Genomic DNA, 23,490 nt, shown 5'->3' on the forward strand with positions numbered 1-23,490 from the left:
AACCCGCAACAGGTAATAAGCTTTTACTATCTTCATACAAAAAGTGAACGTATGAGCCTGTTTAAAAACATTTCGCTGCAGGAGTTTCTGGAAGGAGCCTGGCACACATTTCTGCGCTACCCGCTGGTGCTGCTTTCGGCTATAACAGGCACTGTTGCTGCAATTGTTAAGGTAGAGATTCCGTATGAGCAGTTAAGCAAGTATGAATACCTGAACAAACTGATCATCGTTTCCGCCATCGGCCTGATTCTATTCTTCACCCTTGAGTTGCTGGCTGCAAAGTATAAACTCAGGTTCGCTAAGCGCGTCATGCTGTGGGTTTCCGGGTTGATTTTTCTGATCATCTACTATATTCTTCTTCCCACCGAACTTCAGGAAAAACACCAGATCAGGTTATTTCTGTTAGCGCTTGCTTTGCACCTGGCAGCGGCGTATGCCATGTTCTTTAACCACCGCGAAGAGAACGCATTCTGGCAATTCAACAAAGCCCTTTTCCTGCGCATACTTACCTCCGCACTTTACTCTGCTGTGTTGTTTGTAGGTCTGGCACTGGCCATACTTGCAATTGATAATCTGTTTGATGTTGACATAGACTCGGACCGGTACGGGCAATTATGGCTACTGCTGGTGGGCATTTTTAATACCTGGTTTTTTCTGGCCGGCGTGCCAACCGATGTGCGGCAACTCGAACAGGATACGCAATACCCGAAAAGCCTGAAAGTTTTTACCCAGTTTGTGTTGTTGCCGCTGGTTACACTTTACCTGGTTATTCTGTATGTGTACTTCGGCAAGATTGTGGTGCAGTGGGCATGGCCTAAAGGCTGGGTATCAGTGCTGGTGCTTTGCTTTTCGGTGGCCGGTATTTTATCGCTTTTATTAATTCATCCCATTCGCCACCAAACCGGAAACACCTGGATCCGGACATTCTCCAAATGGTTTTACCGGGCACTTTTTCCGCTCATCATACTTTTAATACTAGCCATCTGGCGCCGCGTTTCCGAATATGGCATTACCGAAGCGCGTTACATCGTAATGGCACTGGCGTTCTGGCTTTTCTGCACGGCTTTATACTTTCTGCTGAGCGCTCAAAAGAACATCAAATTTATACCTGTGACTTTAAGCCTGCTGGCTTTATTTGCTGCCTACGGACCTTTCAATGCATTCCAGGTATCGGAGCGGAGCCAGGTAAACCGGCTACAAACTATCCTGCAAAATAACAAGGTGCTGGTAAACGGAAGTATAGTGAAGGCCAATCAAAAAGTGCCTTTTAAAGCAGAGCAGGAGGTAAGTTCTATTATGCATTACCTGGAGCGCATGCATGGCTTCGAAAGTATAAAACCATGGTTTAAAATTGATCTGGACTCACTTCTTGCCCAACATGCAGATTCCCTGAAGCCGCACCGCATCTACGATTACAACCGCACTGCCCTGGTGATGGATGAAATGGGGCTAACATACGGGCTTTATCCCATAGCCAACCAAAATCTGGTGTACTTTAATGTAAAAGAGGAGCCGCAAAAAGTGTGGAATGTGAGCGGCTACGATTATATGATGGAAGTATACTTTACCGCCGATGGTAACTTCAAAAACCCGAATGCCCCGAACCCCATGAAGTATAAACTGGGCGCAGATTCGCTTTTTGTAACCTACCTGCCTGCCACGGAGCAGCTGCAGGTTATACTAGGCGATGATGAAGCAACATATATGTTAAACCAATTTTACCGCCAACTCCTGAAAGAACCAACACGTGAGATGCCTCAAAACCAACTGATGATACAGCTTGAAAGTGCTGGTTTTGAAGCCAACTTCCAAGTACAGCACCTTTCTGTTAACCGGAAAAAAGCCAGCTATACCCTCGAAAACCTGAATGGCAGACTGCTGATCCGAAAAAAGAAGTAAATTTTCTGCCTTATTGCCAACATGTTAGATAATAGTAGGGCTCTGAAGTATAAAAAAATTGTACTTCCGTTTTGATAATTGATAGCCACACCCTACTTTTGTAATCGTAATTGAGTACAGAGAGTTGGCAGAGTGGTCGAATGCGGCGGTCTTGAAAACCGTTGACTGTTACAGGTCCGGGGGTTCGAATCCCTCACTCTCTACAAAAGCAAAGCTGCAAAATCCGAAAGTCCGGAATTTGCAGCTTTTTTGTTTTAAGGCAGATTTATACTTTCAAGCGCATTTTTAAGTTTGAAAACCGGATTTATACTTTGAAATTGCAGCAAGCAAGTTGCTTTTTTACACTTTGCATAACGTTTTCGCATGTCACCTTCCAAATCAGAAATTGAAAGTATACTCAGCCAGGGCAAGAGAATCTGTATTATCGGCACCGGAGGTTTTGGCCGTGAAGTACTCTGCTGCCTGATGGATGTGATTAAGCATTACGGTTTAAAGATCGAGGATATTGCCTGCTTTATGGTGAGCGACGAAGATTACAAAGACACCAGCGTAATGGGACTGCCTATTTACCCCCGTTCCTCTTTTGACCCTGCGTTTTTCGCGGTAGTTGTAGCTGTTGGCAATCCACAGATCCGGAAAAGAGCGGTTGAGAATTTTCCGGCTAACACGCAGTACGTTACCGTGATTCATCCTACTGCCATACTTTCTGATTGGGTAGAGTTGGGCGAGGGCAGCATTGTAACCGCCGGAACGATCCTTACCTGTGCCATCAAAATTGGAAAGCACGCGCAGCTAAATCTGCACACCACCATTGGCCACGATTGCATCATCGGCGATTACTTTACCACAGCTCCGGCAGCTAACATCAGCGGCAATTGTACCATCGGGGAGTGTGTTTATTTCGGAACGAATGCAGCTGTGCGGCAAGGTATTAACATTTGCAGCAATGTTACGATCGGGATGGGTGCTATTGTGGTAAAACCGATTACAACACCGGGCGTGTATGTGGGCGTACCGGCGCATCCCCTCGAGAAAAACAAAACCAAAGTATAAACTGGTTTATACTTCAGAAGGCAGTACTAGCTAGCTTATAAAGTATAAACCTCAGCTCAATCCTAGTTTATAGAATAGGGCAGCGAATTTCCAAACCTGCCGTTGTTGGTGTTTTCACGACAGCTATACGTTAATACTTGCTGGTGAAAACACACAGCAAGGGTAACAAAAAGTTGTATTTTAAAAAAGTAAACGGCTTTAAATATAAACCCTCTGCTCGGTTCTATCTAATAGAATCGGGCAGAGGGTTTATACTTTGGTTGGTTCTGTTACTCGGTGGTGGTTGGCTGCAGCAGTGTGCTGGTTATAAACCGAAGTTGCGTTTCGGCTGCCTTGGCTTCGTATTGGATGTCGGTGAGGCGGTTGGCAGCAACCAGTTCGTTACGTTGTGCCTCGCGCAGTTCAATCGCTGTCAGCAAGCCCAAACGGTAGCGTTCCAGGGCAATGGCTGCGTTTTCCTGGGCAAGCTTCACATTCGATTCTTCGAGCTCCAACAGTTGCAGGCGGTTGCTGTATACATTGTAGGCACGCGCAATTTCGGATTGCAGCCTGTTTTGTTCGCGTTCAAATGCAAGTGTATTGGCTTGTATTGCCACTTTGGCATTCTGGGTCTGGCGTCTTATTTCAAAACCGTTAAAAATAGGCAGGTTCAGGCTGATGCCGTAGTTAAAGCCTGTAGACTCTCTGAAGTTAGTACCGATCTGCTGCCCGATAATAGCAGGGTTTTGTTCTGATTCGTTGCGAACGTAGCCACCTGTCAGGTTAACAAACGGTAACCGGAGGCCCTGCGCGCTACGAAGGTCTAACTGGGCAACTTCTCTGTTCAACTGGAAACGCTGCAAGGTAGGGTTGGCAGCCAGGCCTGTGTTTAGCTGTTCGTACTGGATAGACGGATCAACTACAATCGAATCGGTAGGTACAAAATCAGCTTCCGGGTTGCGGCCTAACAGTTGGTTCAGGTTGATCTTGGCATTTTTAAAAGCTTCCTGCTGCAGCAAAAACTCTGAGCGGTCGGTGTTATAATCTACCTGTGCTCTTAAAATTTCAACTTTTGCACTTACGCCCACATCAAATTGTGCCTGCGTTATACCTACCCGTTCTTCTGATATGGCAATAGCATCTTGGAGGGCAGAAATTTTACGCGCCTGTCTCACTACCTGGTAATACGAATCGGTGATGTCTGATAGCGTGGTTTCGATGGTGGCTTTGGTAAACAGTTTTCCTGATTTTTCGAGCGCCTTCAGCCTGTTATAGTTGATAAACATGCCCATCCCGTCAAAAATAGTCCAGTTCAGGTACACGCCACTAACCGTAGACTGGTTTGTCAGGTCGTTTATCTCGCGTGGTTCGTTCGAGCTGAATTGGTCACGGGTGTCGTTCTGGCTGAAATTCCGGGTAACGCGGCCCTCTATGGTTGGCAGAAAGCCCGCATTTCCAAGCGTGGCGTTGTTCTCGCTAAGTTGCTGTTCGGTTGTTACAACTTTTATATCGTAGTTGTTCTCTAATCCAATACGAATCGCCTCTTGCAGCGAAAGCTGTTCCTGACTATAGGATTTGCCTGGTAGGAGCAGTGCTGCCATTGCGAGCAGTACCATAACTTTTATCGAAGACATCAAATTTTCTGATTCTTAAAATTCGTAGCTGAAAAATTAGTTTAACTATTTGGTAACGGCTGAAGTATGGGTTGCATACTGTTCAACTTCTACCTTCTCATCTTCTGTTACATTGGCATGAGCTGATGAGAAGTATGAGTAAATAGCCGGAATAATATACAATGTAAGGCCAGTCGAGAAAAGAAGCCCGCCCACTACGGCTATACCCATTGAAACACGGCTTTCGGAACCTGCGCCCAAAGCTAATGCAATCGGTAAAGTACCCAGAATGGTTGCCAAACTCGTCATCAAAATCGGGCGGAAACGGGATACGGCAGAGTCGATGGCTGCATCATACTTGTTCAGGCCTTCCTGCTTGCGCTGGTTGGCAAACTCTACCAGCAAGATACCGTTTTTCGTAACCAGACCCACCAGCATGATCATACCGATCTGGCTGAAAATGTTAAGCGTCTGGCTATAGAACCAAAGGCTCAGCAAAGCACCAGCCAGGGCAAGCGGTACGGTAAAGAGGATGATGATCGGATCACGGAAACTTTCGAATTGTGCAGCCAGTGCCAGGTAAATAAGGCCAAGTGCCAGCGTGAAAGCAAACAGCAAACTGTTCGAGCTTTCAGAGAAATCTCTTGATTGCCCTGTTAAAGATGTCTGGAACGTTTCATCGAGCGTTTTATCGGCGATGGCGTCCATGGCTTCAATCCCGTCTCCGATCGTTTTCCCTTTGGCAAGCGAAGCACTGAAGGTAGCGGCTGCAAAACGGTTGAAACGGTAGATCTGCGGCATAGCGCTTTCTTCTTTCAACTCGATCAGGTTATCCAGCTGTATAAGCTCACCTGTGCTGCTTTTTACATAAAGGCTGCGCAGATCGAGTGGTTCGCTGCGGTTGGCGCGTTCTACCTGGCCGATGATCTGGTATTGCTTGCCGCCTTTTACAAAGTATCCGAAGCGTGATCCGCTCAGGCCAAGTTGCAAGGTTTGCGCTACATCCCGGATGTTTACACCCATCGATAAGGCTTTCTCACGATTGATCTCTACGCGCAGTTCTGGTTTGTTGAATTTTACGTTCACATCCACAAAGCTGAAGGTAGGGTCCTGCTTGGCTGCCTCTAAGAACTGGGGAACTACCTCGCGCAGCTTAGCCACACTCTGCGACTGCACGATATATTGTACCGGTTGTCCGGCTCCACGTCCGCCACCTAAGCCTTTATCACCGGAAGCAAACGCACGAGCACCCGGAATCTGGTTAACCAACCCTGGAAGCTTGTCTACAATTTCCTGCTGAGTTAGCTCTCGTTTATCGGCATCTACTAACCTTAGGCGGATAAAGCCGGAGTTAGCGTTACGCGTCATACTGGTCATACTGGCAATGCCGGGCACCGAATCGTTTACCAGCGTGGTCAGTTCGCGCATGTAATCATCCATAAACTCGAAAGAAGCACCTTCGGGGCCGGTTGCATTAATACGTAAACCGCTTCGGTCTTCATCCGGGCTAAGCTCTGATGGCATGGTTGTCATGAGGCCCCAGATGGTGGCAGCAGACAGCGCAACAAGTAAAAAAGCTACCCACCGTACCTGCATAAAGCTCTCCAAACTGCTGCGGTAGCCGTTTGTAAGGCCGTTAAAGAAAGGCTCTGTTTTGCGGTAAAACCAGTTAGGCTTCGAATGATGCTTCAGCATACGCGACGACATCATCGGTGTCATGGTGAGCGATACGAAGGCAGATATGATAACCGAACTGGCTACTACAATACCAAATTCTTTAAACAGGCGGCCAGTGGCATCTTCCAGGAACGCTACTGGCATAAATACCGCTGCCAGGGCAACAGTAGTGGATATAATGGCAAAGTATATTTCTTCCGAACCTTTTTTAGCAGCCTTTTTAGGATCCTGGCCATCTTCTATTCGAGCGTAAATATTCTCAAGCACTACAATCGCATCATCCACTACCAGACCAATGGCCAGCACTATACCCAGCAAGGTGAGCACGTTGATAGAGAAATCCATGAGGTACATGATAAAGAACGTACCTACCAGCGAAACCGGAATAGCGACAACCGGGATAAGGGTAGAACGCCAGTCGCGCAGGAACAGGAAGATGATGACAACCACGAGGCCAAAGGCGATAAAGAAAGTTTCCTGTACTTCGAAAAGCGATGCCCGGATATATTGCGAGTTATCGAAACCGATGATCAGTTCGATGTCCTGCGGAATGTCTTTTTTGATGTGCTCGAGGCGCTTGTAAAACTCATCGGCAATTTCGATCTGGTTAGAGCCCGGCTGCGGAATAATAACCACGCCCAACATCGGGATACCGTTAAAGCGCAGTACCGTTTTTTCGTTTTCAGGAGCCAGTTCAGCAAAGCCAATGTCCCGGAAACGGATCAGGCGGTCAGCATCCTGGCGTACGACCAGGTTATTAAATTGCTCTGGCGTAGAAATGCGGCCCATTGTTCTTACCGAAAGCTCGGTAGTGGCACCTTCTATACTTCCGGATGGCAGTTCTACGTTCTGGCGCGTCAGGGCTGTCTGTACTTCAACGGGTGTTACACGCAGGGCCGATAGTTTGTCGGGGTCCATGCGCAGGCGCATCGAGTAGCGTTTATCGCCCCAGATATCAATGGAGCTTACGCCGGGTATGGTTTGCAGCTGTTCCTTAAACACGTTAGTGGCCATATCGGAAAGCTCCAGCAGGTTACGCGTTTCGCTTTTGATGCCCAGCATCAGGATCGGGTTCGAGTCAGCATCTGCCTTGGCAATGGTAGGCGGGTCGGCATCGTCGGGCAGGTTACCCTGCGCACGGGACACGCGGTCGCGCACGTCGTTGGCGGCGGCTTCCAGGTCTACACCCAGGTTAAACTCAACGGTAATGTTGCTGCGACCTTCGCTACTGGACGAGGTAAGTGTCCGGATACCGGCAATACCGTTAATAGATTCTTCGAGCGGCTCTGTAATTTCAGACTCGATGGTTTCGGCGTTGGCCCCGGTGTAGGAAGTAGATACGTTTACGATAGGAGGGTCCACGCTCGGATACTCGCGCACACCCAGGAAGTTGATCCCGATAAGCCCGAATACGATGATCGTGATACTCATCACGATGGCCAGTACCGGGCGTTTTATACTTATATTGGATAAGCTTGCCATACTTTAATTTAAAATCAAATGAGTTGATTCTGCTGTCTCGGTTCTACGTTCTAACTGAAGTATACTTTATACTTTCAATCCGCCGTTTGTCATGTTATAAGGGTCGTTTTATACTTTGTAAGTATAAAATTATCAGGATGTTACAGGTGTTCATTGTATTACGCACACCGTGCCGTGCAGAGCCAGGTTTCAGAACGCTTTTGCGTAAACCGCTTCCTGTATTTAGTCTTTTGTCGTTTTTACCTTTCGGATGCTTAACACAGAACCCGGGCGAACCTGTAACACACCCGACTGAATGATGGTATCGCCAGGAGCAATGCCTTCTGTTATCTGGATCATGGTTTCAGAGCGCTGCCCGATTTTTACCATAACCGGTTCTGCTTTGCCGCCTTTCACTATAAATAGTTTGTGGCCTGTTGCCTCCGGTACAATCGCTTCGGTTGGTACAAGTATAGCTTCGGCTGTTTCTTTCAGGGTGAGTTCTGTTCTTACAAAAGCGCCAGGTTTTATTTCTTCGTTTGCGTTGGCATAAATAGCTCTTACCTGCAGCGTACGGGTGGTAGGGTCGATGTTTGGTTGTATCGCGTATACTTTGGCTTCCATCGTATTGGGGTTGCCTTCCGTAGAGAACGTGATCTTATCGCCTTCTTTTACCTGCTGGCTGTAACGGCCCGGTATTGCGAAATCTATTTTAATCGGGTTGATATCCACGATGCGGGCAATAGGTGTAGCGGCTGTTACGTAGCTGCCTTCGCTTACCTGGCGCAAACCAACCACACCATCAAAAGGGGCACGTACATAGGCTTTTGCTAACGAAGCTTTCATTGCCTGGATATCCGCAGTGGCGGTGGCCAGCTGGTTGCTAACCTGTTCGTACTCTTGTCTGCTGATGTATTCTTTTTCCAGGAGGGTGCGCTGGCGCTGTTCCATATCGCGATACAGGCGCTGGTTCGACTGCAGTTTCTGAAGCTGTGCCTGCATTTCCTGGTCGTTGATGGTGAGCAGCAACTGGCCTTTTTTAACTTTATTGCCTTCTTCAAAGTTGATCCCGGTTACGCGCCCCGAAATTTCGCTGCGCAGCTCTACTTCTTCGTTTGGAAGAACAGTACCGGTTGTGGTAATTTTATTCTGATAAGCCGACGGCGAAACTACATATACATCCACTGCAACTTTCTGAGCAAGGGGGCCTCCACCTCCGCCGCCGCCAGGGCCAGCTTTCGGACCTTCATCCTTCGAAAAAACTTTTGTAAAGAGCAGGTAACCAACCGCTGCCGCTGCAACGAGTATAAGGATAGTTTTTAGGGTTTTGTTCATCTATGTACTAACACCGTTGTTATAAGTTCTGGTAAGGCTTCCTGTTTGCAACAAGGCAAACAAGAGGAAGTTTAAAGTTACATCTTTCGTAATTACTATAAAATGTAATGGGCCTAAACTCTACGAATAAGCACTTTGTTAAGACAAACAACCTGCTTCGAGGTTTAATCCGTTTATAAATATTTCTTTCTGATGGCAGAGAAACAGGGTAAAAAGAATTTTTTTGAGGATGTGTATGAGGTGGTAAGGCTGATACCGGAAGGCCGCGTGACATCATATGGTGCAATTGCCAGTTACCTCGGCTCCAAGGGGTCGGCGCGCATGGTGGGCTGGGCGCTTATTGCATCGCAGCCGTTTACCGCTATTCCGGCGCACCGCGTAGTGAACAGAATCGGTATGCTGACCGGCAAACAGCATTTTGAAGCCGGCAATGCCATGCAGGAACGGCTCGAAAAAGAAGGGGTGAAAGTAGTAAAAGACCAGGTACAGGATTTCGAAAAGCTGTTCTGGGACCCGGCAAAGGAATTACTATAGAAAAAGCAGTACGCATAAAAAACAGCCCCCGAACTTAATCGAGGGCTGCTTATTTTAATATAAACTTAACCGAAGTGCTTACTGCATCGATACGCTAACTGATGCCCTCGTTTCGTCATAAAACAGATTAAGCGTTTTAGGCTTGGCTCCGGCAGGTAAACGATATGTGATTTCTGATGACTGTGTAGTAGACTCGGGCTCTGATGATAGGTAACTTCCAGAGTGTTGTGATATTGAGGTGTTATCCTCTAAAACCAACCGGAAATCAGATGGAGATACACCGATGGTATTCTCGCCAATTTTATTATTGTTGGTCAGGCTGATTTTAAAAGTTAATTCAGTGCCTTGTACGGTTCCATCCGGATCGGTCAGTTCGGTGGCGGTGCCTGGTAATATTTTAATGCTGGCTTCCTTCTTTTTGCCTAGAACAGCTGTTTCCGGTGTAAAAGTTACAGCATATGTTTTGGGCTCGTTTGCTACAGCTGCAGTTGTTTCGCTGGCTTGTTCGCTGTTTCCTGTTTCTGTAGTAGTTGTAGAAGTATCCGTTGTTTCGTCCTGTGTTTTAGAATCGCAGCTAAATAAGAACATAGCGGCTACAGTAGCACATAAGTAAAGGTTTTTTTTCATGGTTTAGGCTTGCAGTAAAGTATAAAAAATGATTTCAGATAAGGGTGCAAGCTATCATTACCTGCTTATTTATACAATATTTTACTATATTTTATTCATATACCGGGAAAATGCAAACTAAGGAAGTCGTAACTTATTACTTGCCAATTGATTTATACTTTTCGGCTTCTGAACCTGGGTTTGTAACCAGAGATACGAGCAGAAAATCGGGGCAAAGTATAATTCCGGTCTTGCTTCTCGCTTAAAATTGCTACCTTAAACCCGCTTTAAGGCTTTGGAAGTATAAACTTTGTATAACTTCTCATCCAACCCTGAGGCTTGACTTTAATTTAAAACGCACCTTTACTATGGCGCTTCTGATCTCTTTCCTGTTCACGTTTATACTTGCTTTTTCGCCGGTTTCTAAAGAGCAGAACCAATTTTTTAATGCCTTGCGCGCCCAGGATGGCAAAACGTATACCGGCACCGCCACTGTATCGCCGGCCCGCGAGAACCCGATTGCAGGCAAAGAGCTGAAGTTGTTTGTTAGCAAAGCTGCCAACGATTCTATCCGGATCGCTTTCTGGGTGGGCGATGATAAATCCCGGACCTTAATTGTGAAATTTAACAAGCAGCGCGGCCTATCCTTGCAGCACGACCACCGCCACGAAGACGGCACCCCCGACGCCATGGCGATGTATGGCGGAACAGCCACAGAAGCTGGAACTGCCCTAGCGCAAAGCTTCCCGGCTGATAGTTATACTTCGGAGCTTAGCCCACGCAACGCTACCAGCATTTGGGCGCTAAAACTATCCAAAGACAAGAAAAACTTTACTTACACGCTCACAAGTAATGATGTGCTGATGTACCAATTGGATTTTAAGATGGATTGAGTAATAAGCTATTTGTAACGGTTTGTGTATAGTGAATCTCCCACAGGGTATGCACCATACACAGTTTTATATTTCAAATTTCAACAGTTCTACATAAGGATTTCCAACCAAACCCAATAATTTTGCAAAAGCTGGCTCTGTCTTTAGTCCTTCTTGTTTTAGTCGTATGATTTCCGTTCTGAACTTATCATCTTTTAAATTCAAGACTTTATGTTCAACCAGCATATGCCTGTATGCATTTTGATTATTGGTCGGGCAATCTTGTCCAAAAATTTCTACTTCAAATTCTCCTGATCGAAAGGTTGCGACTGTTGATACTATGTTATTCCAAGTGTTTGTCCGAATTTCAAATTTGTCTTTGTCCGAGTACAAACTAGTAAGCGTTTTAGTAAATTCCTGGTGATTAGAACATTCACAAATAATATCTAAATCACTTTCTGGAAGGTCGATTCCGATTGGTATAGTTCCTGTCAATATTGGTCTGTAAGCTTGCAAATCCTCAAAAATTGAAAGTTGAGTCAATTCTATAAAGGCTTGTTGCTGACGCTTATTTCCTTCTTTAAGATATGCAATATTTGTAAAGTCTGTCGTCAATCTTTTTAAATTGTATATACCCGTCCGTTGTAATCAGTTTTAACTCATTGGGAATACTCTTTTAAATAAAGTTGGATAGGTCATAACAAAGCCAAAGTTATCAACTGGCAAATCGGCTTCAAAATTTCTAAAAACACCTTCGTACTTATATAAATTATTGGATATTTTAGTATAATATTGTTCTACTTTTTCATGCTTCCAATTTGTTAGATTAATGTAAAGAACAGTAATTTTAGTTCGTTTTATTAAAGAGTCACCCAGTCTTTTTATAGGTAGCGTATTAGTAATTGGGGATAATGAAATATCAATGTCAATACAGCCTTTTAATTCGGCTATTTCATTATTCTTCTCATCATACCACCTTTCATTAAGCCCAGATTTCAGGACTAATTTATCTTTAGTAAGTAATGATATCAAGCTAATCTCTTTGACTTTCCATTTTTGGTCAATGATTATATGATATTCAATTAAAATTGGTCTGTTATTCAAGATACCACTAACAAGACTTTTTATCTGAAAACCAGCTTTGGTATTATTAAACTTTAGTACCTCAATAGTTTGAGTACTTTCATCGTCTCTTTTCCAGATTAATATTTTTTCCTGTTGATTAGTGTCCATCTTTCTTTTTCAAATTACTCACAACGGTTAGTGTAAGCGGCGGCGGCCGTCGGCCGAGATGCCATTTACACAATGTTCTGTGTTGTTTTTTATATATTTTCAGGTTGAGTAAAGAAGCCTATAACTTCTTTATCATTACTCAAAAGGTGTTGAATATATTCATTCATTTCATCAGATGACATTATTGGTGATTCAAGTTGCAAAGAGCGGAATGTACCGTCCTTTTTCGTAGCAACTAACACAATCCTGCCTACTCGTAAATCAAACAGTCGCATATTTACCAATGCATAAGCATTTCGGTCTGCAGTTATAAATGACACAAAATCTATTTCATTCTTTTTGGTTTTAATAAAGCCTTGCCCAACATAATGAGGATGATTTCTTGAAGTGACACTAATATTTGTATGCGTGTATCTATTTGTATCTACCGTGTCAGTCAAAGCAACGATAGTAAAAAAAACTTCATTTGGCTTGTTTGGAATATACTTATCATTTATGTTATTCTTATTAACATAAAGAGAGTGATAAATAATTTTCTTGTTCTTAAGTTCAAAGCCTTTCCAGTCACCCGAATTTCCTAAACCGTTAAAAGTGCTATCTGCAAGATTGTAATCTGGCACGGGAAATACTCCTTCAATTATCGGTTTTCCTTTTACCCTCTTATTCTGATTGTCTGCTTTCCAATTTTTTAAACTCCATTTAGTAGAATCGCTTCTATTCTTACTATGGACCCTTTCCTTCTCAAGATTCCATTGAAATTGGTTGTTCTTTTTTTGAGCTATGCAATTAAAAGCCACAAATAGAATCAATAGATTTATTACTACTAATAATTTTTTCATATTAATTTAAATTACACACAACGGACTAGGCTTTACGGTGGTGGAACTGCCGTAAAGGTGTGGTTATGTTATAGTTTATTTTAAATAAGTTCTCTTGTTATCGTAGTTAACTTGTTCCCCACCACTTCTCTTAACTCTATCAGGAAGCTGCCTAGCTCTCTTCTTTTTCTTAACTCCGTGAGAGGGTATGACTTTTTGAACACCTCTGTCTTAATCACCAATACGAAATCAATCTTTAGTGATTTGTAGATTAGTATACCACCAAAGCAAAAAAAAACCAAAATCATAAATATAAAGTATCCTAACGCTTTTCCTCCTTGATAACCTAACTGAGTTTCTGACACAGCTATAGGATTGAAAATATCGCTGATGTAAAGCCCCGCTGCAATTAGTGTAATCCCCATAATCAGTACCGCAATATGGTTGTTTACTACTCTTCCTTTTTGAATCTGAAGCTCACCGATTTCTTGATAAGTTATCCTCCTATAGGGAAATTTGCTCCGTAAAAGCGCTATTCCAGTATCATCAATTCGAAATTCGGAGGTTTCGTATCTTCTCATGGTTTAAATTAAACATAACTATTGGCTAAACGTAATATACCTCACTTCCCAAAGTATAAATCCCAACCCCTACTTCCCCATCAAACCATTTCGAACACCAAGCTGTTGAGCAAGTATAAATTGCCGCTGTGGCAAGCGCTGTAGTTGCCGGACCACCAAACCCGATTATACTTAGTTTTAGGAAATGCTTTGCGATGTCTTTTAACGCAAGGTTACTTTTTACGCTTCATCAATCTTTTGTCAATCGACCAAAAGCCACTACCCTTTATTAACAGAAAAATACTTCCTAAAAGCATCGCCCAATCTGTTCTGCTACCATGCAGCAATTCCCAGAAACCTTTTTCCAGATAAACTTCAGATTTTGTTGTTGCAAATGCCACAAGCATAATAATAATCAAAGGAATGCTTGCCAATCTTGAAAGCAGGCCAATTAAAATTAACATACCGCAAATAATCTCAAATGCGCCAACAAAACTCCCTAAAAACTCAGGCGAAGGCAAGCCAATTTTCTCAAACCTGCCTGCTCCACGAATTGCTGGAAATAAAAGCTTCTGAATGCCTTCTGAAACAAACACAGCTCCCACAATTAAACGAATGATTATAGTAGTTCTTGAATTGTCTGTTTGTATTATTTTCTGAAACATATACTTTACTTATTATGTGTCTTTGAGTTAAGTGACTTTATAATAAAGTACTTTTTAGTTCATAATGAAGTCATATAGCTCGGCCTCATAATTTTCGTGCTTCATGCTGTCAGATATTTTTTTTGCCTTCAGTTTGTAACTGCCATTATGCATTAGATCTAAAATTAAGGGTGTTAATTTATCAATAGTTAGCTTATTTATTGGTAAGCCTTTGGGACCCAAACCACTTTTAAAAATTAAATTATTCCAGCCGTATTGGTCAAAAATGTGTGGTATGATCATCGTAACACAGCCACTTTTTAATCCGCTGTGCGTCGTTCCCGAACCACCGTGATGGATTATGGCATAACATTTTTCTAAAATCCAATCATAGGGCATTTGATCCGAGAAATAGAAGGAAGGCTGGTTTTCGTATTCGCTCAGTTGCACCAATCCACCAGCAGCGGTATTTATAATTGTAGGTATTTTAAGTTGCTCTAGTATAGAAAGAATGGTTTGAGTAGTCTTAACTGGGTTAGGACCAACCATACTTCCAAAGGTCAGGAAAAGTATTTTATTATTGTTTTTAAGGAATTGAATTAGTTTTTGGTCAGGTTGCCAATTTGTATTTTTGTTTCTTTCGTGATACCCTAAAACCTGCACATTTGTATTCCAATGACCAGGTCTTTTAAATAAAGTAGGCGATATGGTATAGGCTAACTTTTCTTCAGAAAGGGCTCTCTTAATTTGTTTTTTGGAAAATTCTGATGGCAATCGTTGCATACTTTTTTGGGCATCAAAAATTGTTTTTAGCAACCCAAAGTTTGCAAGCCGATACGTGAGCGTATTTATAAATTTCCCATAGTTTCCATTAAATCCAATATGCGCATTGCCCGCTACATAATGTATAAAGTATGGAACAGGGCTGATTAGAATCGTCTTTTTGCCTGTTTGCAAATGCCATAACAAAGGATAACTGCATTTCCCGTGATGAACAATGACGTCGGGATTTGCATGCTGAACGATATCAAATTGTTGCTGAACCAGAATTCTGTTTATCTCTGTCCCTTCTTTATAGAGTTTATAAATAGTTTTGAGCTTTTTTATTATACTACCCGAGCCACCCATCAGAACTTTTCCTTCTTCACTTTCAATCAGTTCAACCAATCTCGGGCTTAACGGATAATACGTACATTCATTTGGGATTAAGTTGCAGTATTGTTCAGGGAAAGCATATACAATGTCATGACCTTTTTCACTTAGCATTTGCCCAACAGCCAGAAAAGGCTCCATATCTCCGCGAGTCCCGATTGAGAGCAACAATATTTTCATGTGAGTGTGTTTATAGCTTTGGCTACTATATTATTATTCTTAATCTGGCAGATAGCTTATTCCAATAGCAGGAAGTAATGATACTAAGTTAAATATAGGAAAAGCTATGATTTATATAGGCTTATTAAATCTTATCTGTATCAAAGTTGTTAGGAGGGTATAAATTGCTGCTGGGGCAAGCACTGTAGTTGCCGGTCTAAAAGTATAAAGGGGCACGTGCGAAGCAGTTATAGAAAGTATACCTTTGTAACATGGAAGCAAAGTGGAGCCAGGCCAGTGCGCTGGATATGAAAGTATGGAACCTGCCGGAAGTACGGGGCATTACGCAAAACCGTGTGCTGCTGCATGTGGTGTTCTGGGTGGTGTACGTCGTGTTTTTCGGTTTGCTGTACGGCAGCTATATCGATGATTATTACAATGCCTTCGCGGTGGAGCTGGTCGAGTTGCCGTTTAAAATGACGCTGGTATACTTTAACATGTACTTCCTGATGCCGCAGTACTTGCTGCAGAAGCGCTACCTGGAGTTTGCCATTTACCTGGTGCTGCTAACCGTAGGCATCGGTATTCTGATGCAGTTTGTACTGTTTCCGCTCCTGATCCATCCGCTTTTCTGTCCGCCAACCTGCACTGAAGATAATTTAACGCTTTACCGCTTCGTCAAAAACATTGTGAACATCAATTACCTGGTAGCTATTACGGCTGTTATTGCGCTGCTCAAAAACTGGTATAGCCACCAGCAGGCCGCCCGCAACTTAACCCAGGACAAACTCGAAGCCGAACTCAAGTTCCTGAAAGCCCAGATCCATCCGCATTTCCTGTTCAATACGCTCAACAGTTTGTACTCGCTTACGCTCAAAAAATCGGATAACGCGCCGGAGGTGGTCTTAAAGCTTTCGGGGTTGATGGATTATATGCTCTATGATGCCAACGCCGCCAAAGTACCGCTGGATAAAGAACTGAGCTACATCAAAAACTACATTGCCCTGGAGCAGATACGATACGGTAGCCGCGTAGAAGTGCGTTTTACGGAAGCCGGAAGTATAGCCGGAAAACAAATTGCGCCGCTGCTGCTGCTGCCTTTCGTGGAGAATGCGTTTAAACACGGCGTTAGTACCGAAACAAAAGATGCCTGGATCCGCATCGATGTAAAAGTGCACGAAAACAAACTGGTGTTGCTGGTAGAAAACTGTAAATGCGCCGAGAAAGCCAGTGCCAGCTCCCGGGACATGGCATCCGGCATCGGACTTAAAAACCTGCGCCGCCGCCTTGAGTTGCTCTACGAAAACAGCTTTGTGTTGGAGATTGAAGACGAACCGGATAACTACGCTGCCCGTTTAGAAGTTGATTTGGGCGCATAAGTATTGATCTTATAAAAGTTGAACTTGACGCTTTAAACTTTGCCCTCGCTCGCCTCTGGCGAGTGTGCGTTACAGGTGGCGTCTCGCAACGTATAAAATCAAACATAAATAAAGTGGCCGGAGGCCTAAAGTAGCTCACACTCGCCAGAGGCGAGCGAGGGCAGTAAGTATAATGAACTTATCTGATCAACCTATGAAACTACGCTGCCTGCTTGTAGACGATGAACCGCTTGCGCTCGACGTGCTCGAAACGTTTATCAACCGCCTTGATAACCTGGAACTGGTGTGCCGCTGCAACAACGCCGTAGAAGCCTATAACTGCCTGCAAACCGAGCAGATCGATGTGATGTTTCTGGATATACAAATGCCAAAATTAACAGGTATAGATTTCCTGAAATCGTTGCAGAACCCGCCTAAAGTTATTTTTACCACTGCTTACCGCGATTATGCCATCGATAGCTACGAAGTAAACGCCGTGGATTACCTGCTCAAGCCCATCGCGTTCGATCGTTTTCTGAAAGCAATTTCCAAAGTATCGGCTACGGATAGAAATCATACTTCGGAACCGGCTTTGCCTGCGCCGACAACCGTCCCTGCGCCAGAATACAAAGACGCTTTTATTTACCTGAAAGCCGACAAGAAAATGGTAAAAGTGATGCTCTCGGAAATCCTCTACATCGAAAGCCTGAAAGATTATATCCGGGTTAAAACCGAAACAAAGGAGATCATCTCGTACCAAAAGATCAGCTTTTTAGAAGAGAAACTGCCCACTGATAAATTTCTGCGCATCCACCGTTCGTTCATCATTGCTTTGGATAAGATACAGGCTTTCTCGGCAACCGGCGTGGACATAGGCAAAACTGAAATCCCGATCGGGCGCTTCTACAAAAACGAAGCCCTGCAACTGCTTAATCAGAACAACCTTTTAGAAACGTAGATTCTGAAATTATGAATTAGAAATTAAAAATTAGAAATTGTATTAAGGTAAAAAGTAAAGGTTACCTTTTCTGCCATTGTTGGTGTTTTCACCAACAAGCTATACTTCTGCAATAAAACAACTGCCTAACTGCTTGCAGGTGAGAACACGCTGCAAGGGCACCTGACTTCAACTTGGCCTGAAGCCTACATCAAAGTATAAAACGAGCAATACAATTTTATACTTCCTGCAAAGTATAAGCTTCAAGCGTTTATCCTTATCTTGCTTCAAAAGTACAAAGTAAGCTTAATACCTTAACTTTCTAGCTTCCAAACGCTCTAACTATCTAATTCAAAAAGTGTATATCTCCAAAAAGAAGCTGTTTTATAGTATATCGGATGGGTTGCGCAAGTACCTCCACGAATACGACCGTGAAACAAAACTGCCGGTGCGCTACGAAAACCTGCTTCATTATTCCGATTCGTTTCCGTACTACGACAAAAAAGGGGAGGATACACTCTGGGAAACCGTAATGTATGATCAGGGTGTGCAGCAGGAATTAAGCATAGGCCTGGCCCGGATCTACGCACTCCTGAAAACAGATGGCGACACATCGGTAATGGAGCATTTATACGTGTCGCGCATCGATTTCTGTACCTTCGGGAATTCCAATCCGTTCCGGGTGCAGATCATGAACCAGCTGAACGACAACTACGATTATTTTTATGTGAAACGCGCCGATGCCTCACGTATGTATGGCCTCGAACTGGAGCATATCCTTTCGCCGAGCCGCATTAACTACTTAGTGGATGGCGATACGTTGATTGAGGAACACATTGCCGGCATACCCGGCGACGTGTTTATAAAAGATTACCTGAACCGCAAAAACGCAAACAAAGTAAGGATAGCCAAAGAGTTTGTAAAGTTTAACGAACGCTGTTTTGTGCGCCTGCTTGGCGATATGCGCTCGTACAACTATGTAATAGATGTTACCCCGGATTTTGAGGACGAACAATACCGCGTGCGCCCCATCGACTTCGACCAGCAATGCTACGAAGGCAAAAAGACCATGTACCTGCCCCAGTATTTCAAAGACAACAACGCCATCGTGGACCTGGTGCTCAAACTCCTGAAACCAGACACGGTAAAGCAATACCAGAACGAGGAACGCACCCTTATTTTCCGGAGGCTTAAACTGGCGCGCTACCGCCTCAAAGACCTGGTAGATTGCATGCGTTCCGATACCATTTCCACACCTGATAAAGTAGAGCAATTAAAGCAGGAACTTGCCCGTCACCACAACGCCCCCGAATTCCTGAAATGTACCTGTATGGGTGATATCGTTCGCCAGAACCTGAAATGTATACTTATAAAAGGCAGAATATAAAACCGGCTTAGTTTATACTTTACAGTGTTTCCAGGTTAGTGCGGGTGCGCTCGCTTTGCGGCAAATTTCCGGTATTGATGGTAGTTGCCGGCTCGAACATGAGTACTTCCGCTTCTTGGTCGGCAACGGGCCGGTGTTCTACGCCGCGTGGCACGATCAGGAACTCGCCCGGGTTTAGCGTAATCGTTTTATCGCGCAGCTCCATTTTAAAGCTACCCTTCACGACCAGAAAAAACTCATCCTCGTGTTCGTGGTGGTGCCACTCGAAAGGGCCCAGAAACTTGGCTAATTTTACTTGTTGCCCGTTCAGTTCCCCCACAATGCGCGGGTTCCAGTGGTCGTTTATCAAACCAAACTTCTCTTCCAGTTTTACTTTCTCTATTGTGTTATCTTTCATGATAAGAATCATTCTAAATAAATTTCTTTTTATTTGGACTCAGTCTAAATAGGTGGTATGTTTGTAGTATAAACAGAGAGCTAAGTTAGTGATTTAGATAAAATGAAGCAGAGCGTTACTCCCTTAACAGAAATTTTTACAACAGAAGCAGGTGCCGTTTACCAGTGCGACAAGCGTAACCGGTTGCTGTTGGCTTTTAAAGGAGAACTTACCGTTATCAAAGTAGAAGCTTTTCTGCGCCTCAAGCGCGTTGTAGATGCGATTGATCTGGAAAGTATGGCTGTAAGTACAAACCGCTCTTCTGACTTCGAAATTGTTTCTGTTTGCGGCTGCGACCGTTGCTATGTGCTTACGCTAACGGAGTTACATACGTTTAAAGAACTGCTGGCCGGCGCCCGTTTTGCCTTAGAATTGAATAGCATGTTGCACGAATGTCTGCGTGCACAACTAGCTTAATATAACTGTAATTGTTTTTTGTGAGTGAGTTAAAGCGCAGCCCCGGCTGTGCTTTTTTTATTTAGACTGCTTCCATATTTCTGCGTATACAGCCGGATTTACAACAAAAAGGTATACTTTGAGGTACTAAAAGGGAGGCCCTGCGCCTTACTTAGAATTGTATACTATCTAACACCCCATACAGATGAAAGACTTGTTAAGACTCAGAACATCTCTGACCGAAGAGATTGAGAGAACCTTGAACGAACAAATAAAAATGGAAGCAGAAGCATCGGCTACGTATCTGGCTATGTCGAGCTGGTGCGACCGTAATGGTTTTGATTGCAGTGCCGGTTACTTTAAAAAACAATCTGATGAAGAGCGCGAGCACATGCTGCGTTTGTTTAAGTATGTGTCGGATATGGGTGGCCGCGCCGTTTCGCCGGACGTAGTTGGCATCCAGACCGAGTTCGAATCGTTCAGAAGTACGTTTGAGCAGGCCTTGCAGCAGGAAATTGCCGTAACCCAATCGTTTAACCGCATTGCGGATAAGTGCCAGAAAGCAAAAGATTACGTGACGTTCCAGTTTCTGCAATGGTTCCTGAAAGAGCAGATCGAAGAAGAATATGTTGCCCGCCGCGCCCTCGAACTTTTCGAGGTAATCGGAGAAGAAGGTACCGGCCAGTACGAAATAGACAAGCGCGTTCCGAAAATAAAGTATGAGGATACGTACGAAGATTAATTTCTTCTGAACCAAAGTATAAAAAAAGCCCTGAGATTTATCTCAGGGCTTTTTTTATACTTTCAGTTTTATACTTTCAGTTTTATACTTTCAGTTTTATACTTTCAGTTTTATACTTTCAGTTTTATACTTTCAGTTTTATACTTTCAGTTTTATACTTTCAGTTTTATACTTTCAGTTTTATACTTTCAGTTTTATACTTTCAGTTTTATACTTTCAGTTTTATACTTTCAGTTTTATACTTTCAGTTTTATACTTTCAGTTTTATACTTTCAGTTTTATACTTTCAGTTTTATACTTTCAGTTTTATACTTTCAGTTTTATACTTTCAGTTATTCGTCTGATGTGGCCTGTGGAGCATTTTTCCGAAGGATGACATGCTCCTGAAAAGCACGTTCGGCCTGTTCTTCGGTTACGTGGTGCATCCAGTAATTATCCGGCTGAAAGCACATGACAGGTGCAAAATCGCAGCGGTCGGTGCACTCGGTTTTTACAACTTCTACCTTTCCTTTCAGGCCGGCTTCTTTTATACGGTCGCGCAGAAGTTTACCATTTTCTTTGCCGCCCTTTTTTTTGCACTTGCTGCCGGTGCAAACGTAAATCACTTTATCCGGAATATTAAAACCGCTTTTGCTCATAAAACCAAGTATACTTCTGCTTGCCGGTGTTTCAGCATCTGTTGCCAAACCTAAACGGGCAAGCACCTTATCCAATCCATTTCCCATACTGCCTATCTATACGTATGTAAGCCGGCTTGTACGTAAAACCAGCTATAAAAATACCCGATGCCAAAGGTACGCAGAAAATCAACTCCCGGTAAAGTATGCTTGGGAAGTATAAAAACCAGATCAGCCTGAAAACAGGAAATCCTGCCGGTACACGTGCGCCGGCAGGATTTCCCGAAGTATAAAAAGTATAGCTTATAAAGCTGGCTTTGGTGCCGGAAGCGGCTTACGAGGCAACTTCTTATCGCGCATAGCGGTGTGGTAAATAAACGAAGCTACAATAACCGAAGCCTGTTTCAGGTCATCAGCCTGCAGGCGGTCGTAGCTGTCCTGGTTGGTATGGTGCGTACGGGTGTCGTAATCGATCTCATCCTGGATAAACTGGAAGCCCGGCAAACCAACGGCATCAAACGAAAGGTGGTCGGTGCCGCCTGTGTTTTTTAGTGTAACGGTTTTTGCGCCCATCTCATGGAACGGAGCCAGCCATGCCTCAAAAGTTGGTGCTACCTGCTCGTTGCCCTGCGTGTAAATACCTCTGATTTTACCTGTCCCGTTATCCAGGTTATAGTAAGCCGAGAATTTTTCGTGGGCTTTGGTTAGTTTCATCGTAGCTGGGTCACCGAGGTTTTTCTTTACGTAGCCTCTTGAGCCGTGCAAGCCTTGTTCTTCAGCACCCCATAACGCAATACGAATGGTGCGTTTTGGTTTGATACCAGTGGCCTGAAGTATACGCATGGCTTCCATCATAACAGCCACACCTGCAGCGTTATCAGTTGCACCGGTAGAAGCGTGCCACGAGTCGATGTGCCCACCGATCAACACCACTTCGTCTTTCAGTTTACGGTCGGTGCCCGGTATTTCGGCCAGCACGTTGTAGCCTTTCAGGTCGCTGTCCAGGAATTTGGTTTTCGTCTCCAGTTCCAGTTCTACTTTCTGGCCGGCTTTCAGCAAACGTACCAAGCGGTTGTAATCTTCGGTACCCATTTCCAGTTCTGGCAAGGCCACAGGAGCATCTACGGCATACGGTGCGCCATTGCTGGTATAATGTGTGCCGTGCAAACCACCCCGTGAGCTAAGTACGGCTGCTGCGCCTTCTGCTTTCAGCATATCGCTTACTTTGGTGCGCAGTTGCATCATGGCAAGGTATTGCTCCCTGCGGCTGTTAGCGTTATTATTTTGCCCAGCCGGCGCTGCTACTGGCGGCTCTGCTATTTTAGCCAGATCTTCTTCAGCGTAGCGTTTTGCGTCTGCTTCAAACGTAGTGGTGGCTTCGCGTGGGTTAGATACAAGTACGATTTTGCCTTTCAGCTGGCCTTTATACTTGGCCAGGTCTTCTTCTTTCTCAACTGTAACCAGCATTGCCTCTCCTTTTTGCAGACCGTTGGTGCCCGGCGTCCAGGCTTTTGGCGTGGCAATCAGGTGTTGGTAGTATGGTGCCGTAATGGCTACATATGATTTCTCGAACTCCCAGCCCTTGCCAAATTCGCCCCATTCTTCCAGGCGGGCGTTTTTCAGTCCCCACTCAGTTAATTGCTTTTTAGTCCAGTTGTTGGCGCGGGCCAAGCCAGTAGAGCCGGAAAGGCGTGAACCGTTTACATCTGTCAGGTAGAAAGCCGTTTCCATTACTTTGGAGTTTTCAAGGCCTTCTTTTTTGATCTTGTTCACGATATCGAGGTTTACGGGCTCCTGTTGTGCCTGCGCCGTGTAGCCTACCTGCAGAAAAAGTGCAACAAGCAGTAACGATGTTTTTTTCATGATGATTTTGGTTTGTAGTAGGTGAGGTAATTATGTTGCTTTGGAGTGATTCGAGTTGTAAAGGTTTAATGCTGCTTCATAAAAGCAATTTCTCTGAAGTATAATGCTGCTCAGAAATGATTCTGTTTTCGATATTTCAAAACGTTAAAATGTACAGTA

At 44.1% G+C, this 23,490-nt stretch carries 23 protein-coding genes and 1 tRNA gene; 11 read left to right on the plus strand and 13 right to left on the minus strand.

The features are described 5' to 3' along the window. Nucleotides 1–51: 51 nt before the first annotated feature. From DP923_RS10870 to DP923_RS10880, 3 genes are all read left to right on the plus strand, one after another. The gene (locus DP923_RS10870; protein ID WP_112305879.1) at nucleotides 52–1,899 is read left to right on the plus strand and encodes a DUF4153 domain-containing protein; all 1,848 of its coding nucleotides are present in this window, start codon (nucleotides 52–54) and stop codon (nucleotides 1,897–1,899) included. A gap of 118 nt (nucleotides 1,900–2,017) precedes the next feature. Further along, nucleotides 2,018–2,102 (plus strand) — tRNA-Ser (locus tag DP923_RS10875). Nucleotides 2,103–2,262: 160 nt separating this feature from the next. Next, nucleotides 2,263–2,952 carry an acetyltransferase gene (locus DP923_RS10880; protein ID WP_112305880.1) on the plus strand — a complete coding sequence of 230 codons (690 nt, stop codon included), beginning with the start codon at nucleotides 2,263–2,265 and terminating at the stop codon, nucleotides 2,950–2,952. A 269-nt stretch (nucleotides 2,953–3,221) separates the two neighbouring features. Here the strand turns inward: DP923_RS10880 and DP923_RS10885 are convergent, their stop codons facing one another. The 3 genes from DP923_RS10885 to DP923_RS10895 form a co-directional block, all read right to left on the minus strand. Then, the gene (locus DP923_RS10885; RefSeq protein WP_112305881.1) at nucleotides 3,222–4,565 is read right to left on the minus strand and encodes a TolC family protein; all 1,344 of its coding nucleotides are present in this window, start codon (nucleotides 4,563–4,565) and stop codon (nucleotides 3,222–3,224) included. 45 nt (nucleotides 4,566–4,610) lie between these two features. Further along, nucleotides 4,611–7,703, minus strand: a complete 3,093-nt coding sequence (locus DP923_RS10890) for an efflux RND transporter permease subunit (protein ID WP_112305882.1) — start codon at nucleotides 7,701–7,703, stop codon at nucleotides 4,611–4,613. A 222-nt stretch (nucleotides 7,704–7,925) separates the two neighbouring features. Further along, nucleotides 7,926–9,017, minus strand: coding sequence for an efflux RND transporter periplasmic adaptor subunit (locus DP923_RS10895; protein WP_112305883.1), 1,092 nt, complete (start codon nucleotides 9,015–9,017; stop codon nucleotides 7,926–7,928). A gap of 192 nt (nucleotides 9,018–9,209) precedes the next feature. Here DP923_RS10895 and DP923_RS10900 point away from each other — a divergent pair, with 192 nt between their 5' ends. After that, a complete protein-coding gene (locus DP923_RS10900; RefSeq protein ID WP_112305884.1) occupies nucleotides 9,210–9,551 on the plus strand; it encodes an MGMT family protein in 342 nt (113 codons plus the stop codon). A 78-nt stretch (nucleotides 9,552–9,629) separates the two neighbouring features. Here DP923_RS10900 and DP923_RS10905 read toward each other — a convergent pair whose 3' ends face one another. After that, nucleotides 9,630–10,178 (minus strand): hypothetical protein, encoded by a 549-nt coding sequence (locus tag DP923_RS10905; RefSeq protein ID WP_112305885.1) that lies wholly within the window; start codon nucleotides 10,176–10,178, stop codon nucleotides 9,630–9,632. Between the two features lie 110 nt (nucleotides 10,179–10,288). Here DP923_RS10905 and DP923_RS16875 point away from each other — a divergent pair, with 110 nt between their 5' ends. Both DP923_RS16875 and DP923_RS10910 read left to right on the plus strand, forming a co-directional pair. Beyond that, nucleotides 10,289–10,423: a hypothetical protein gene (locus DP923_RS16875; RefSeq protein ID WP_262510388.1), complete on the plus strand. Its 135-nt coding sequence runs from the start codon at nucleotides 10,289–10,291 to the stop codon at nucleotides 10,421–10,423. A gap of 102 nt (nucleotides 10,424–10,525) precedes the next feature. Continuing rightward, a complete protein-coding gene (locus tag DP923_RS10910; RefSeq protein WP_112305886.1) occupies nucleotides 10,526–11,050 on the plus strand; it encodes a hypothetical protein in 525 nt (174 codons plus the stop codon). A 66-nt stretch (nucleotides 11,051–11,116) separates the two neighbouring features. Here DP923_RS10910 and DP923_RS10915 read toward each other — a convergent pair whose 3' ends face one another. From DP923_RS10915 to DP923_RS10940, 6 genes are all read right to left on the minus strand, one after another. Beyond that, nucleotides 11,117–11,644, minus strand: coding sequence for a DUF4269 domain-containing protein (locus DP923_RS10915; protein ID WP_112305887.1), 528 nt, complete (start codon nucleotides 11,642–11,644; stop codon nucleotides 11,117–11,119). A 39-nt stretch (nucleotides 11,645–11,683) separates the two neighbouring features. Continuing rightward, the gene (locus tag DP923_RS10920) at nucleotides 11,684–12,262 is read right to left on the minus strand and encodes a putative glycolipid-binding domain-containing protein (RefSeq protein ID WP_112305888.1); all 579 of its coding nucleotides are present in this window, start codon (nucleotides 12,260–12,262) and stop codon (nucleotides 11,684–11,686) included. Nucleotides 12,263–12,351: 89 nt separating this feature from the next. Next, the gene (locus DP923_RS10925) at nucleotides 12,352–13,101 is read right to left on the minus strand and encodes a hypothetical protein (RefSeq protein WP_112305889.1); all 750 of its coding nucleotides are present in this window, start codon (nucleotides 13,099–13,101) and stop codon (nucleotides 12,352–12,354) included. A gap of 80 nt (nucleotides 13,102–13,181) precedes the next feature. Then, complete coding sequence (locus tag DP923_RS10930; protein WP_112305890.1) at nucleotides 13,182–13,661, minus strand: hypothetical protein; 480 nt, start codon at nucleotides 13,659–13,661, stop codon at nucleotides 13,182–13,184. Between the two features lie 212 nt (nucleotides 13,662–13,873). Further along, nucleotides 13,874–14,305 carry a DoxX family protein gene (locus DP923_RS10935; RefSeq protein ID WP_112305891.1) on the minus strand — a complete coding sequence of 144 codons (432 nt, stop codon included), beginning with the start codon at nucleotides 14,303–14,305 and terminating at the stop codon, nucleotides 13,874–13,876. 54 nt (nucleotides 14,306–14,359) lie between these two features. Continuing rightward, on the minus strand, nucleotides 14,360–15,616 hold the full coding sequence (locus DP923_RS10940) for a glycosyltransferase (RefSeq protein WP_112305892.1): 1,257 nt from the start codon (nucleotides 15,614–15,616) through the stop codon (nucleotides 14,360–14,362). Nucleotides 15,617–15,867: 251 nt separating this feature from the next. Here DP923_RS10940 and DP923_RS10945 point away from each other — a divergent pair, with 251 nt between their 5' ends. The 3 genes from DP923_RS10945 (at nucleotide 15,868) to DP923_RS10955 (ending at nucleotide 19,277) form a co-directional block, all read left to right on the plus strand. Continuing rightward, entirely contained in the window at nucleotides 15,868–16,974 is a 1,107-nt protein-coding gene (locus DP923_RS10945) for a sensor histidine kinase (protein ID WP_112305893.1), read from the plus strand. Nucleotides 16,975–17,167: 193 nt separating this feature from the next. Beyond that, nucleotides 17,168–17,911, plus strand: coding sequence for a LytR/AlgR family response regulator transcription factor (locus tag DP923_RS10950; RefSeq protein ID WP_112305894.1), 744 nt, complete (start codon nucleotides 17,168–17,170; stop codon nucleotides 17,909–17,911). 337 nt (nucleotides 17,912–18,248) lie between these two features. Further along, nucleotides 18,249–19,277 (plus strand): hypothetical protein, encoded by a 1,029-nt coding sequence (locus DP923_RS10955; RefSeq protein ID WP_112305895.1) that lies wholly within the window; start codon nucleotides 18,249–18,251, stop codon nucleotides 19,275–19,277. 19 nt (nucleotides 19,278–19,296) lie between these two features. Here DP923_RS10955 and DP923_RS10960 read toward each other — a convergent pair whose 3' ends face one another. Continuing rightward, complete coding sequence (locus DP923_RS10960; protein ID WP_112306247.1) at nucleotides 19,297–19,674, minus strand: cupin domain-containing protein; 378 nt, start codon at nucleotides 19,672–19,674, stop codon at nucleotides 19,297–19,299. A gap of 102 nt (nucleotides 19,675–19,776) precedes the next feature. Between DP923_RS10960 and DP923_RS10965 the strand changes: the two genes are divergently transcribed. Beyond that, nucleotides 19,777–20,130 (plus strand): hypothetical protein, encoded by a 354-nt coding sequence (locus DP923_RS10965; protein ID WP_112305896.1) that lies wholly within the window; start codon nucleotides 19,777–19,779, stop codon nucleotides 20,128–20,130. A gap of 184 nt (nucleotides 20,131–20,314) precedes the next feature. After that, entirely contained in the window at nucleotides 20,315–20,851 is a 537-nt protein-coding gene (locus DP923_RS10970; protein WP_112305897.1) for a ferritin, read from the plus strand. A gap of 332 nt (nucleotides 20,852–21,183) precedes the next feature. On the opposite strand, the gene DP923_RS10975 is transcribed toward DP923_RS10970, so the two are convergent. Next, complete coding sequence (locus DP923_RS10975) at nucleotides 21,184–21,576, minus strand: (2Fe-2S) ferredoxin domain-containing protein (protein ID WP_239021012.1); 393 nt, start codon at nucleotides 21,574–21,576, stop codon at nucleotides 21,184–21,186. Between the two features lie 195 nt (nucleotides 21,577–21,771). Continuing rightward, on the minus strand, nucleotides 21,772–23,331 hold the full coding sequence (locus DP923_RS10980; protein ID WP_112305898.1) for a M28 family metallopeptidase: 1,560 nt from the start codon (nucleotides 23,329–23,331) through the stop codon (nucleotides 21,772–21,774). Nucleotides 23,332–23,490 lie beyond the last annotated feature (159 nt).

It is taken from the genome of Pontibacter arcticus, assembly GCF_003284895.1.
GTDB lineage: Bacteria > Bacteroidota > Bacteroidia > Cytophagales > Hymenobacteraceae > Pontibacter > Pontibacter arcticus.